This is a genomic window from Acidithiobacillus sp. IBUN Pt1247-S3 (assembly GCF_041146875.1).
Lineage (GTDB): Bacteria > Pseudomonadota > Gammaproteobacteria > Acidithiobacillales > Acidithiobacillaceae > Igneacidithiobacillus.
Genome location: NZ_JBFRXP010000003.1, coordinates 71,644 through 84,839, shown reverse-complemented (window position 1 = coordinate 84,839; position 13,196 = coordinate 71,644). Strand labels below are relative to the sequence as shown.

Below are 13,196 nucleotides of genomic sequence, written 5' to 3'. Positions count from 1 at the left end.
GGAGACGGGCATGGAAGCCAAAGAACGCGACGAACTGCAGACCCTGCAAAGCCTGACGGCCGTGCTGGCGCAGGCACGTGCAGCCTTGCAAGCCGGAACGCCAAGTGAGCCTAGTAGTTTAGCGCAGCAGCAAGAATTATTGACGCATCTTCTGGCCCTGCGCGCCACTGCGGGACAGGGAGAGGCCAGCCCGGCCCTCCAAGCCGCAGTGCTGGATTTGCAAGAAATTGTCGCCGCCTTCGAACATGCCTTGCGCGTTGGCATGGCAGAGATTCGCGCGCGCCTGAAGCCGCAGACGCAATCCTCTACAGAGAGCTTTGCCGATCGCATTGGGCGCGGCCATTCTTTAGGGAGTGCGTAAGATGTCTGGTGTTTCGGGTCTGATCAATAATTCGCTTACGGGCTTGCAGGTGGCGCAGCAGGCGCTGCAGGTTACTGGCAACAACATTGCCAATGTCAACACCCCTGGCTACAGTCAAGAAAACATCATCCAATCCACCACCACGCCCAGCTTTCTGGGTGGTCAATTTTATGGCAATGGCACGCAAATCACCGACGTGCAGCGAGTATACAGCAGCTTCCTGCAGGGGCAGGTGTGGTCGGCCAGTGCGGGTTCCAGTGGTGCGTCGACCTTGTCGCAAGGGCTGCAACAAATCCTCGGGGTGCTCAGTAGTGGCAGTGTCAGTACGCAAGTCCAGCAGTTTTTCTCGGGGGTGGCGCAGGTGGCCGCCAACCCCAGCGATACGCCATCTCGGCAAAGCTTATTGGGTGATGCGCAGACGCTGAGCAGTACCTTTCAGTCTTTGGGGCAGCAGCTGAATAACATCGGCCAGGGCATCAACCAGCAGATGCAGCAGAGTGTGAGTAGCATCAACCAACTGAGTAGCCAGATTGCTGGCCTAAACCAACAAATCGCCAATTCCGCAGGTTTGGGCAATGGTACCCCCAATGATCTCCTGGATCAGCGAGATCAGTTGCTGACGCAGCTCAACGCTCAGGTAGGGGTACAGGTTGTTCGGCAGAACAGTACGCAAATCAATGTCTTTCTTTCCAATGGGCAGGCCTTGGTAGCGGGGTCCACGGCCTTCTCCCTGAAAACCCAGGCGAGTCCCTATAACCAGCAAAATCTGGATGTGGCCTATGTTGGCGCGCAGGGGAGCGCGGATATCACGAAAAATCTTACCGGTGGCATCCTGGGTGGGCTGCTGCAACTGCGCAATCAATCCTTGCAGCCCGCAGAGAATGGTTTGGGTTTGCTGGCCGATGGCATTGCGGCACAAATTAACGGTCAGCAAGCGCAAGGACTAAATCTGCAAGGGACTTCTGGCTCCGCCATTTTTCAGACGGGCGGGGTGCAGATATTTGCCAATAGCGGCAACAGCTCTTCTGGTGCCACGATCCAGGGCACGATTACCAATATCGGCAATCTCACGGGGAGCGACTATATCCTGACTAAGGGCGCCAGTGGCTCCTGGCAACTCGACAACGCGAGTACCGGTGCGCTGGTAGCAACGACATCAGGTAGTACCAGTAGTGGTGTCACCACACTCAATTTTGCCAGCAAGGGGTTTCAGCTGCAGGTGTCTGGGGGAAGTGTTGCGGAAGGAGACCGGTTTTTGGTGGAGCCGACGCGTTTGGGAGCGACGGGCATGCAAACCATCATGACCGACCCCAGCCAGATTGCCGCCGCGAGTCTCTATGTGGGCAGTCCGGGCACCATAACCAGTGGTGGCCTCGTGAATAACAATTTGGGCACCATGACGCTCTCTGCTGGTCAATTTGTGAGTGGTAGCAGTGCTGGCGCAGTGCAGGTGAGTGGCGTGGGCTACCCCTTACCCAATCTGCAATTGCAGTTTGCCAGTGGCGCCAGTAGCGGCTCGGCCAGCTTTACTATCAGCAACAATAATGGCAGCACGCTTGCCAGTGGTTCTGTGGCTCTTGGCAGCTCGGGAACGGCTATCGACATTGCTTACCCCAACGATCCGCCGGGTGGCTATTATCAGATGGTGCTGTCGGGTACCCTGGTGGGCAAGGGCGATTCCTTCACTCTTAGCCCCGGCGGGGCGGGTAGCAATGGTAACGCCCAGGCCATGGCAGCTTTGGCCACGCAAGGGATATTCAGTAGTGGCACGGCCAATGCCAATCAGCAGGCAGCGCAGCTGCTCAGCCAAGTGACCACCCAGGCCAACCAAGCGCAGAACAATGCCCAAGCCCAGGCGAGCGTCCTGAGTCAGGCGCAATCGGCGCAGCAGTCCTATTCTGGAGTGAATCTGGATCAGGAAGCCGCTAATCTCATTTTGTATCAGCAGGCGTATCAGGCAGCGGCCAAGGCAATTTCCGTGGGGAATACCTTGTTTCAGTCTCTGATCCAGGCCTTGTAGAGGGAGAACAGTCATGCGCGTCAGTACGCAACAGATCTTTCAGACAGGGCTCAGCGGTATGCTGCAACAGCAGAATGCGCTCAACCAGCTTAGTCAGCAGCTTTCTACGGGAAACGCGCTGAGCAATCCGGCAGACAATCCCACGGCATATTCGCAATCCCTGAATCTGGGCGCGCGCATCGCCAACCTGCAGAGCTATCAACAAAGTAACCAGTATGCACAACAGGGGCTGCAACTGAGCACGAGTAGTTTGCAAAGTGTTAGCACGCTGATGAATCAGGTTCAGCAGCTTGCGGTGCAGATGAATAATGCCACGGTTAATTCCAGCGATCTGCAGAATGCGGTCACTGCCATGCAGGGCAATTTGCAACAGTTGGTGCAGCTCGCCAATACCCAGGACGGCAATGGCCAATATATCTATGGCGGCTCTACCACCACTCAGCAGCCCTTTGCATTACAGGGGAATGGCGAGGTGCTTTATCAAGGGGACAGCAGCCAGCAGACCTTGCAGATCGGGCCATCCCTGAATATGGGGGTGTCGCAAGCGGGAAATCAGGTCTTTATGAACATCCCCGGTGGCAATGGAACCTTTTCGGTAACACCAGCCAGCGGCAACTATGGCGCCGGTTCGGGCACGGTAACCCTGGGGCCGGGCTCGGTAAGCAACCAGAACGCCGCCAATAATGCCTTTGTGGCACAGGGCACCGAGTATCAGGTAAGCATCAGCGCCAATGCCAGCGGTGCTTTGACCTACAGCGTGAGCAGTGGAACCGCCAGCGCTGGTGGTAGCCTGACGAGCTCCGGGGTCGTCGGCTCCGGCGTTTATACCCCGGGGCAGAGTATCAATATTCCCGGACCGAACGGCAGCCCCATGGCCTCGGTACAGGCCCAGGGGTTGCCCGCCGACGGCCAGACCCAAAGCTTCGCCCTCGCGGCGTCAAAGCCGCAAAGTCTTTTTCAGACCTTTAGTGACCTGATCCAGGCCTTTCAGAATGGCAGTGGTTCTCCGGGAGCCAACGCCAAGCGCGCCCAAGGCATCAGCAATGTCTTGCAGAACCTGAGTCAGGCACAAACGCAGATCCTCAGCGTGCAGGCGCAGATCGGCTCCAACCTGCAAGAAGCACAGTCCGTCAGCTCGCTCAACAGCAGCCTGACTACGCAGTACCAGACCACGCAGAGTAGCCTGTCAGACATCAGCTACCCGCAGGTGATTACGCAGTTCCAGGAAAGCTCTACGGCCTTGCAGGCCGCACAAAAGGCCTTTGTGCAGGTGCAGGGGTTGAGTTTGTTTAATTATATTAGTTAGCTAACAGCTTATGATATTCGAGTTTTCTGGCTGGTATATTTTACTATGAATATTCTTGAAGCGGGAATGTGGTGATGACTAAAAGCGGTTCTGGTTTAGAATATACCCGTGATTTCTATCGGGCTTTTGAGGATCGCTATCGTGGTTCTAGAGAGCTTATAAAAAACCGTCTGGCGCAATATCATGATTTTGTTGCACCGCTGTTGGCGGCTTACCCACATGCACAATCGGTCGACCTTGGGTGTGGGCGGGGTGAATGGTTGCAATTAATGACAGAATGGGGTTTTAGCGCGCGGGGAGTCGATCAAGATAGTGGTATGTTGCGAGCATGTGATGCTCTTCATTTGAACGCTGTAGCTGGTGATTTATTGGATTATCTAGGTGCTTTGCCGGACGGTAGCATTGCTGTCGTTTCCGCTTTCCACGTGGCAGAGCACATATCATTCATGCAACTGCAAGAACTGGTTTCGGAATCCTTACGTATTTTGCTCCCCGGTGGACTCCTTATTTTGGAAACACCAAATCCGGAAAACTTGATTGTTGGCAGTTGTAATTTTTATCTGGATCCGACCCATCAACGACCATTGCCACCGTTGCTGGTCAGTTTTCTGCTGGAATACTCCGGGTTTTCCCGGCAGAAGATTCTGCGGTTGCAAGAGTCCCAAGATCTTTTGCGGTGCAAGGAACCCGGCCTTCTGAATGTGTTGATGGGGGTTAGTCCAGACTATGGTGTTATTGGCCAAAAGGCTGCTCCTGGATCTATTGTTTCAGGCTTCGATAAAATCTTCTCGCAAGATTTTGGTCTTTCCTTAGACGTGCTGGCAACGCGGTTCGACGCGGGTTTGAAAAGGTTGCGTGATAATGTGAAAAGTGGGCCAACGCTTCACGATACTATGTTCGGGAACCGGGCACAAACCCCCGCGGAGTTTAATCCTGAAATCATCATGCGCGGGGTTAATATTGTTGGCCACATTACCGGCAATTTGGGCCTGGGTGTGTTTGCTCGCCACCTGATTGCTTCCCTCCGTGATCTTGGGGTTCCTATGGCCATCTTTGATCTTGATCCCGGTTGGGGACGCGGCGGAAGAGAGGGGTTGCCGGATGGCGTTGAGTCTGTCGGAGGTTTTGCAAATCTTCCTTATGACATAAACTTATTTGTCTTGCCGCCTTCAACAATTGAGGTTTTGATTTCTCAACAGGGGATGGCTTTGCATTTTGCGGAACGTTTCAACGCGGCGATGGTATTTTGGGAATTGCCAGTCATTCCGGGGGCGTGGAGACACGCTTTAAAATCGCTGGACGCTGTGTTGTCAGCTTCACCGTTTATTAATGCTGCTTTTTCATTTTCCTGTCCAGGGCCGATGTTGGTGAATGCGCCTATTCCCATTTACCTCCCATCCTGGGAGCCTTCCACTCGTGCCGATTTTGGCTTGCCGGAAACTGGTACCCTATTCCTTACTGCTTTTGAGCCCTGGAGCGATCCAGTTCGAAAAAATATTGCAGGTGTAATTCACGCATTCTGCTCTGCGATGGATGAGGAGGACGCCGATGCCTGGTTAGTGATAAAAATTAACGGCACGGATTCCAAAGAAGTACAAGCGATCATTGAGCCCCTGCTGCCTTTATTCCGCTCCCATCCGCGGATTCATGTTCTCAATGCTTCCCTGCCATATACACAAGTTTTGGCGTTGATGGATCTCTGTGATGTATATGTCTCATTACACCGTGCCGAGGGTTTTGGCTTAGGGCCCTTTGAAGCGATGACCTTAGGCAAGCCGGTTATTGCGACGGCGTGGTCCGGAAATATGGCGTATATGGATGCGCGTGTGGCTTGTTTGGTGAACTACAACCTCGTCGATGTTTGTGGTTCGACGCCTGCCTACCAGCCCCCCGCAGTTTCTCCCGGCGTGCAGTGGGCTGAACCAAATCTTGAAGAGGCGGCTGCCTGGATGAAATGGTTGCTTTTCCATCCCGAGGACGGTGTAGCAATTGGTCGGCGTGCCCAGGCGCACATAGCGCAATGGAACCAAAGTGCTCTGCAAAATGATTGCTGGGGCACTTTGGCAGCTCTGGCTAAGCAGAAGTCGAACATCCGTGGAAACTCGTTGACGTCAGAGGGCGGTTCGAGAACGCCAACTCCAGCACAGCCTGTAATTTCTCCAGCAGGATATCCTTGGCTAGCTCCCCAACGGCTGTCGCCAGAGGAAAAACAATGGGCCAAGGAATGGTTGCACGCCCAAGCAGCTCAGGTAGATCTGGGAGTTTTGCTGTTGGGTGGGGAAGGGCAGGTGCTGGAGCAGAGTAGAGACAGCCTAGCGCAGCAATGGCTTCGGTTGCAATCGCTGGGGCACATTGCCATTGCTATACCGTTTGTACCCGCCGTAAATGAACGATTGTTAGCCCTGAACACCGACTGGCTCGCCCTCCTCGACGCCGGTGACCAGCTCTCCCCCGATGCCAGCTTCCGTATTCAGCAGGCCATTCAACAGCATCCGGAATGGGAACTCATCTATACCGATGAAGACTCTCTGTCCGCCGACGGGCAGCACATCAACCCCCACTGCAAGCCAGACATGAACATCGATTACCTGCGGAGCTTGCCCTATGTGGGCGGGTTGCTGGTGATCAAGAAAAGCCTGTTTGCACGCCTGGACGGCTTTGACCCCGCAGCCGATGGCGCCGAGGACTATGACTTTGTGCTGCGCGCCTGGGAACTACTGGGGGATGCGGGCATTGGGCACATCCCCGAAGTGCTCTATCACCGCCTCCAGGGCGGCGGTCACTGTAATAAATCCATTGAGGAGATTCTGGCGGCCAGTAAGGCAGCGTTGGAACGCCATTTTGCGCGGCTGGATATTGCCGCGACGGTGGAGCCGGGGCCTTTCCCGCCATCCAACAGGGTGCGGTACCCGCTGACCCGCACGCCCGTGGTCTCTATCCTCATTCCTACCCGCAATCAGCTGGGTTTTCTGCAGCGCTGCGTGGAATCCGTCATCGAAAAAACCAAATATCCGCACTATGAAATCCTCATTATCGACAACGCCAGTGATGAACCAGAGGCGAGGAGGTATCTGGACCTTTTGCGGCAACAGGAAGATACCCTGGGGGATCGCCTGCGGGTAATTTCCTATCCTGGCCCTTTCAACTTTTCTGCCATGAACAATGCCGCCGTCAAAGAGGCGCGCGGAGAATATTTGCTCCTGCTCAATAACGATACGGCGGCGCTGCATGAGGATTGGCTGGACGAGATGATGAGCCATGCCCTGCGCCCAGAAGTGGGTATTGTTGGGGCCAAACTGCTCTTTCCGGATAGCAAAATTCAGCATGCAGGCGTCATTCTCGGTATGCGCGGTCCGGCCGAGCATGCGTTTATTGGCCAGCCAGCCGACTATCGTGGGTATTTCGGTCGTGCGATGCTGACGCAAGATCTCTCGGCGGTGACCGGAGCCTGTCTGTTGATTCGCAAATCGTTGTATGAAGAGGTCGGCGCCCTCGACGAAAAACAGTTTCAGGTGTCCTACAACGACATTGATCTTTGCCTGAGGGTGCGCGAAAGCGGACGGAAAATTGTCTATACCCCCTGGGCGATGCTTTTGCACGAGGGCTCTGCCAGCCAGCGCGCTGAAGTCGAAAACAAGCCCAGTCCCGAAAAAGAAAAGCGCTTTGCCGGCGAAAAGATGGCTTTCTACCGGAAATGGCTGCCGCAACTGGCCTTTGATCCGGCGTACAACCGTCAACTCAGTTTGGCGAGCACGGATTTCCTCATCGAGGGTGAGGCAGCGCTGACTTGGGATCCGGATTGGCGGCCTCGCCCACGGATTCTGGTGCATCCTGCCGACCGCGAAGGCTGTGGTGAGTATCGCATCATCAGCCCCATGCGCGCGCTGAATCGCGCCGGGCGGGTGCAGGGCTGGGAGACCATGCGCATCTTCGATGCCGCCGAGATGGAACGCATGGCGCCCGACAGTATCGTCGTGCAGCGGCAGATGGAGTGGCCCCAGATTGAGGCCCTGGAGCGGCACAAGGCTTTGAGCAAGCCATTCCGCGTCTTCGAGATCGACGACCTGATTACCAACCTGCCGGTCAAGAGCCTGCACAAGGCACATATCCATAAAGATATCGCCAAGCGTTTCCGAAAGGCTGCGGGCCTTTGTAATCGTCTGGTGGTGGCGACGGAACCACTGGCCAAGGCGTACCAGGGTTTTTCGGATGAGGTTCGCGTGCAGCCCAACTGTATTGAAGATGCCGTTTGGGGTGCTTTACAACCGCAGCGGCGCGGAACGGCGAAACCCCGCGTGGGATGGGCCGGTGGGGTAGGGCATACCGGCGATCTGGAGATGGTGGCGGACGTCATACGCGATTTGGCCGAAGAAGTGGACTGGGTTTTCTTCGGTCTATGCCCGGATGCCCTCAAGCCCTACGTGCGGGAATTTCACACCGGGGTGCCGCTGCCGCAATATCCCGTCAAGCTCGCCAGCCTCGACCTGGATTTGGCCATCGCGCCCCTGGAGGATAATGCCTTCAACGACGCAAAAAGCCATTTACGCATTCTGGAATACGGAATTTTGGGCTATCCAGTGATTTGCTCGGATGTTTTCCCCTATCAGGGAGGCCTTCCGGTGACGCGGGTGAACAACCGCTACCGCGATTGGATCAAGGCGATTCGGGAGGCGATTGCCGACCGGCAGGCTTTGGCCGCGGCAGGTGATCAGTTACGCGAACAGATCCGTGCCCATTGGATGCTGGAAAATCGCTTGGACGACTGGCTGGCGGCCTGGTTACCGTGACGCGACCAGTAGGCCGGTATCTTCATAGAAATCGTCCAGGGAAAGATGAATGGCCAAGCCTCCACAATCGATCTGAACGACGTCTTCGGGGTCCAGGACTTGCTCGCGCCAAGTGTCGCCATCACGACTGAACAGGCGTGCGTAGACCTGTTCGGAGTCTACCAGCGATAGGCAAGCCACTTTTCTCGCTGATCGATGGCTCATGTCGGCCATATACAAATTCAAGTTTTTCTGCAGGGTGCCGTTAAGGAAACTGTGGGACGGATCCCACACCGGCATGGATGCCGAATTGGACCCTAAGAAAGGAGTTTTCTCATGGCTATTGCAGGAATCATCAACACCAACGTGGGTGCGTTGAACACCCTGAACTCCCTGAATAGTACCCAGGGCAGCTTGAATACCTACTTGCAGCAGTTGTCTACGGGCAAAAGCATCAACGGCCCGCAAGACAATCCGGCGGGTTACGCCATCGCCCAGCGCTTTCAGACCCAGATCAACGGTCTGAATCAGGCGGTTTCCAACGGTAACCAGGGCGTGTCTTTGATCCAGACCGCTACCGGCGCCATCCAGAACCAGACCAGCTTGTTGCAGCAGATTCGTACCACGGCGGTACAGTCGGCCAACGCCTCCAACACTACTTCCGACCGTCAAGCCTTGCAGGGCGTCGTGAGTCAGTTGCTGGCACAGGTGCAGACCATCGCCACCCAGACCCAGTTCAACGGTCAGAATATCCTGGACGGTACCTTCGCCGGCGCGGCCTTCCAGGTGGGTGCGAATGCCAACCAGACCATCAATGTGGCAGTGGGTAACACCCAGACTAATGCGATGGGAAATTATTCTACTACGGTGACGAGCCAAGCTGGTGGTGCTTACTCGAGTAGCAGTGGTGCATTTATTGATGGTGGTTTTGCGGCAGGCGGTGCCTTTACCATGAGCGCCGGCGCCACATCTGGAACGGGTGGTGCGGGTAATTTTGCTGCAAACACCTTGGGCGTTTCGGGTTCCGTAGGTTCAGCGGCTGTTGCTGTATCCAGCAAAACGGAATCTGCTTATAGTTTGGCCCAGAGCGTGAATGGCGTGTCGGCACAAACCGGGGTGTCCGCTCAAGCATATACTAGCGTTGCCTTTACGGTAAAGACTACCGGGAGCATCAGCTTTTCGTTAAGCAACGGCTCCAGTGGTTCACCAACGAACTCTGTCAATATTGCTGCCACCATCAGCAGTGGTGCTGGTGGAAGTTTGGACCTGAGCTCCATGGTGACCGCGATCAATAACCAGGCGGCGATTACCGGTGTTTCTGCCAGTACGCAAACTGTAAATGGCACGCAGGAATTGGTGCTGACCCAAAGTCAGGGGCACAATATTGTGATTCAAGCGGGAACCGGTACGGGTGCCACGGGCCTTTCCTCTGGTTCGACGGCACAACTGCAGACTGTGAGTAATGCTACTGGCTCAGCAGTTAACGTAGGTGCGGCGTTGAGTTCTGGAACCGGTAGTATGCTGATCCAAGGCGCCGTGCAGTTTGAGTCGGCATCTTCATACGCCATCGGTAACGCCAGTGGTATTGGCTTTAGCGCGCAGGCGGCTACCCTCAGTGGCTCTGCCATCTCCAACGTCAACGTCAGCACGGCAGCAGGTGCACAGCAGGCCATCGGTATCATCGATCAGGCCATCAACTACCTGAACCAGCAGAATGGTGCCCTGGGTGCTATTCAGAACCGGGTGCAGGCCTCGGTCAGCAACGACCAAACGACGGCGACCAACCTGCAGTCGGCGCAGTCTACGGTGCAGGACGCGAACATCGCCCAGGCGACCTCGCAGTTGACCAAGTACCAGATCTTGCAACAGGCGGGTATCTCCACCCTGGCGCAGGAAAACTCCTTGCAGCAGAGCTACCTCAAGCTCGTGCCGTAACGGATTGGTGCTTTCGCCTCCCGGGGACGCCCGGGAGGTTTTTGGCAGGAGGTAAATAGCTATGGATAGTCCAGGTCTCAGTGCACAAATTGGTAGTGCAGCGAAAGATACAGGCGTCTTGCCTGCCGCTGTTGGTGGCACGAGCCAGTCTCCGGTGAGCAACTCTGCTGCTGCCAGCGACAAAGCGACGCAAGCCTCTGGCACAATCTCGACAGTGCAGATGCAAAAATCCATACAAAAATTGCAGGGCAAAGTGGCAAAGTCGCAGCCATCCTATTCCTTAGAAGTTGGGTTGGATCCGAATGGCGATCATCCCAATCAGGTACTAATTAAATTGTCGGATAAAGTGACCAACCAGGTATTTTTTTCATACTACGTACCCGCCGAACAGGTAACGAAGGCAGCAGAATCGTCTTCCCAACTCGGTAATCTATTGCAGCAAAAACTGTAAGGAGCATTGCATGTCTACGTCTCTTTCTGGCTTGGTGAGTGGCATCGATGTTCAAAGTCTGATCACGAATCTCAGCGCCGCCTACCAGGCACCGATCACCCTGCTGCAAAACCAGGAACAGACCCAGCAAACTACCCTGAGCGCCTGGGGCACCTTGCAGAGCAGCCTTTCCAGTCTGCAATCCGCTCTTGGATCGTTGCAGAACATTGGCAGCACCAATAACCGTAGTGCCTCGGTTGCAAACAGTTCCTTGGCCTCGGCTACGGCGAGCGCCAATGCCCAGCAGGGCAGCTACAACCTGAGCAATATCGTTCTCGCCCAGGCGCAGAGTGTGTACTCCAATAACTTTGCCAGCACCAGTAGTGGGGTGGGTACCGGCACTCTGCAGATCCAGGTCGGTAGCGGCGCGGTACAGAATATTTCCATCAGCAACAATAACGACACCCTGGACGGCATCGCACAGGCGATCAATAGCGCCAATGCTGGGGTCAACGCCGGGGTAATCTACGATGGCACCGGGTATCGCCTCACCCTTACCGGTACTAATACCGGAGCCAATCAGTCCTTCACAGTGTCAGCAAGCGGTGCAACGGGATCGCTCGCAAGCCTGAGCTACAGCAGCGGCGCGTCGGGGGGCATGAGCCTGAGTCAGACGGCGCAGAACGCCGGGGTGAGCATCAACGGTCTGCCGGTCACCAGTGCCACCAATAGCATCTCCGGGGCGATTCCCGGGGTCTCTCTCAATCTATTGCAAGCGACGAGTGGCAGCACCACCTTGCAGGTGAATGCCAGCAACTCGGGCTTTGTGACCACGGTGCAGAGTTTTGTCAGCGCTTTCAATAAGACCATGGGCACCATCAACCAACTCACCGCCTACAATGCCCAGGCCGGCTCGGGCGGGCCGCTGCTCGGCAATGCAGCGGTCAATGGCCTGCGTACCCAGCTCCTGAACCTGGTTAGTGACCCAGCAGTGGGACTCAGTTCCAGCGCTTCTTATAATTCGCTTGGTTCCGTAGGTCTGGGCTTGAGCAGCAGCGGTACCATCAACCTCAACACCGGTACCTTGCAAACGGCGCTGGCTGCCGACTACCAGGACGTGGTGGGGCTTTTTGGCCAGACCGGCCAAACTAGCAACAGCAGTGTGCAATATGTCAGCGCCAGTGGCTCTACCCAAGCGGGTACCTATGCCATCAATATTTCTCAGGCGGCAAGCCAGGCGCAGATCATTTCCAGTTCCGCTTTCCCCGGTAGTGGCCTGACGCAGAGCGAGAGTCTGACCTTCGGCTCGGGCTCGCAGTCGGTGGTCGTGTCCCTGAGTTCGGGTAGCAGCCTGAGCGCGGTGGTGAATACCATCAACGCGACCCTGCAACAGAGTGGCATGACGGGTGTTACGGCCAGTAATGACAACGGCAAGCTGGAATTGCAGTCTGCCGGATATGGCTCGGCGCAGAGCTTTAGCGTCGTTTCCAATGTCGCGTCGGGAGGCACAGGTATTGGCACCAGCACGCTGGCGGCTTCTGGAACCAATGTCGCCGGTACGGTCAATGGGCAGATTGCCAGCGGCAGTGGGCAGAATCTGACCGTAACGGGGCCCGGCAATGCCTTGGGGCTGCAAATCCAGGTCTTGGGCGACAGCACCGGCAACCTGGGTACGGTTTCCCTCAGTCAGGGGCTCTATCAACAGATGAATAGCCTGCTGACCCAGGCGTTGAGTTCGCAGAATGGTTTTATCAGCGCAGCGCAGAATGGCATCAACTCCACCATTGGTGGCTTGAACGCCCAGATTGCCACCTTGCAACAGTCGGCGAGTAATCAAACTGCATTGTTGCAGCAGCAATTTGCTGCCATGCAGACGCAACTATCCTCGCTGCAGTCGACGAGCCAGTACCTCAACGCCTTCTATAGCAGCACTTCCAGCAGTTCTTCTTCCAGTACAGGGGGGTAGCAGAGTATGGCAGCAGTACTGAGTGCAGTGCAGGCCTACCGACAGGTCGGTCAGCAGGGGGTTTCCACCGATCGATTGGTGTTGCTAGGGCTGGAAGGAATACTGGAATACCTTCGGCGCGCCGATCTTGCCATTCGTGAAGGGCAAATTTCTGCCAAGGCAGAATCTATGGACAAGGCCTACCAATTGACCGCGCACTTACTCGCGAGCATCAATTACGAGCGTGGCGGCGAAATCGCGAAAAACCTCGAGGGTCTGTATCGCTTCGTTCTCGAAAAGCTGGCCTTAGCCAATATTTTTGATGATCTCGATGCCTTGGCGAGTTGCCGGCCAGTAATCGAAGACCTGCGTGATGCCTGGCGGGGTTTGCTCGAACGTAGCTAAGGTTCTATTCTCTCTCCAAACCGGAGAG

At 55.7% G+C, this 13,196-nt stretch carries 9 protein-coding genes; 8 read left to right on the top strand and 1 reads right to left on the bottom strand.

Translation table 11 applies throughout. The annotated features are described in order from the left end of the window. Positions 1-10: 10 nt before the first annotated feature. From AB4090_RS03305 to AB4090_RS03290, 4 genes are all read left to right on the top strand, one after another. On the top strand, positions 11-361 hold the full coding sequence (locus AB4090_RS03305; RefSeq protein ID WP_369572436.1) for a hypothetical protein: 351 nt from the start codon (positions 11-13) through the stop codon (positions 359-361). A gap of 1 nt (position 362) precedes the next feature. Beyond that, positions 363-2,381: a flagellar hook-associated protein FlgK gene (flgK, locus tag AB4090_RS03300; RefSeq protein WP_369572435.1), complete on the top strand. Its 2,019-nt coding sequence runs from the start codon at positions 363-365 to the stop codon at positions 2,379-2,381. A gap of 13 nt (positions 2,382-2,394) precedes the next feature. After that, positions 2,395-3,687, top strand: a complete 1,293-nt coding sequence (flgL, locus tag AB4090_RS03295; protein WP_369572434.1) for a flagellar hook-associated protein FlgL — start codon at positions 2,395-2,397, stop codon at positions 3,685-3,687. Between the two features lie 74 nt (positions 3,688-3,761). Beyond that, the gene (locus AB4090_RS03290) at positions 3,762-8,474 is read left to right on the top strand and encodes a glycosyltransferase (RefSeq protein ID WP_369572433.1); all 4,713 of its coding nucleotides are present in this window, start codon (positions 3,762-3,764) and stop codon (positions 8,472-8,474) included. Here AB4090_RS03290 and AB4090_RS03285 read toward each other — a convergent pair. Next, a complete protein-coding gene (locus AB4090_RS03285) occupies positions 8,466-8,678 on the bottom strand; it encodes a hypothetical protein (RefSeq protein WP_369572432.1) in 213 nt (70 codons plus the stop codon). The genes AB4090_RS03290 and AB4090_RS03285 overlap by 9 nt on opposite strands. Positions 8,679-8,789: 111 nt before the next feature. On the opposite strand from AB4090_RS03285, the gene AB4090_RS03280 reads away from it, so the two are divergent. The 4 genes from AB4090_RS03280 (at position 8,790) to fliS (ending at position 13,168) form a co-directional block, all read left to right on the top strand. Next, complete coding sequence (locus AB4090_RS03280) at positions 8,790-10,388, top strand: flagellin (RefSeq protein ID WP_369572431.1); 1,599 nt, start codon at positions 8,790-8,792, stop codon at positions 10,386-10,388. A gap of 61 nt (positions 10,389-10,449) precedes the next feature. Then, positions 10,450-10,839, top strand: coding sequence for a hypothetical protein (locus AB4090_RS03275; protein WP_369572430.1), 390 nt, complete (start codon positions 10,450-10,452; stop codon positions 10,837-10,839). A 10-nt stretch (positions 10,840-10,849) separates the two neighbouring features. Then, positions 10,850-12,784 (top strand): flagellar filament capping protein FliD, encoded by a 1,935-nt coding sequence (fliD, locus tag AB4090_RS03270; protein ID WP_369572429.1) that lies wholly within the window; start codon positions 10,850-10,852, stop codon positions 12,782-12,784. Between the two features lie 6 nt (positions 12,785-12,790). Then, positions 12,791-13,168: a flagellar export chaperone FliS gene (fliS, locus tag AB4090_RS03265; protein WP_369572428.1), complete on the top strand. Its 378-nt coding sequence runs from the start codon at positions 12,791-12,793 to the stop codon at positions 13,166-13,168. Positions 13,169-13,196: the final 28 nt, after the last annotated feature.

What these genes read in the sequence shown, in the direction of transcription:
- AB4090_RS03305 (WP_369572436.1), top strand. Translation starts at nt 11, where the DNA reads ATGGAAGCCAAAGAACGCGACGAACTGCAGACCCTGCAAAGCCTGACG.
- flgK (WP_369572435.1), top strand. Translation starts at nt 363, where the DNA reads ATGTCTGGTGTTTCGGGTCTGATCAATAATTCGCTTACGGGCTTGCAG.
- flgL (WP_369572434.1), top strand. Translation starts at nt 2,395, where the DNA reads ATGCGCGTCAGTACGCAACAGATCTTTCAGACAGGGCTCAGCGGTATG.
- AB4090_RS03290 (WP_369572433.1), top strand. Translation starts at nt 3,762, where the DNA reads ATGACTAAAAGCGGTTCTGGTTTAGAATATACCCGTGATTTCTATCGG.
- AB4090_RS03285 (WP_369572432.1), bottom strand. Translation starts at nt 8,678, where the DNA reads ATGAGCCATCGATCAGCGAGAAAAGTGGCTTGCCTATCGCTGGTAGAC.
- AB4090_RS03280 (WP_369572431.1), top strand. Translation starts at nt 8,790, where the DNA reads ATGGCTATTGCAGGAATCATCAACACCAACGTGGGTGCGTTGAACACC.
- AB4090_RS03275 (WP_369572430.1), top strand. Translation starts at nt 10,450, where the DNA reads ATGGATAGTCCAGGTCTCAGTGCACAAATTGGTAGTGCAGCGAAAGAT.
- fliD (WP_369572429.1), top strand. Translation starts at nt 10,850, where the DNA reads ATGTCTACGTCTCTTTCTGGCTTGGTGAGTGGCATCGATGTTCAAAGT.
- fliS (WP_369572428.1), top strand. Translation starts at nt 12,791, where the DNA reads ATGGCAGCAGTACTGAGTGCAGTGCAGGCCTACCGACAGGTCGGTCAG.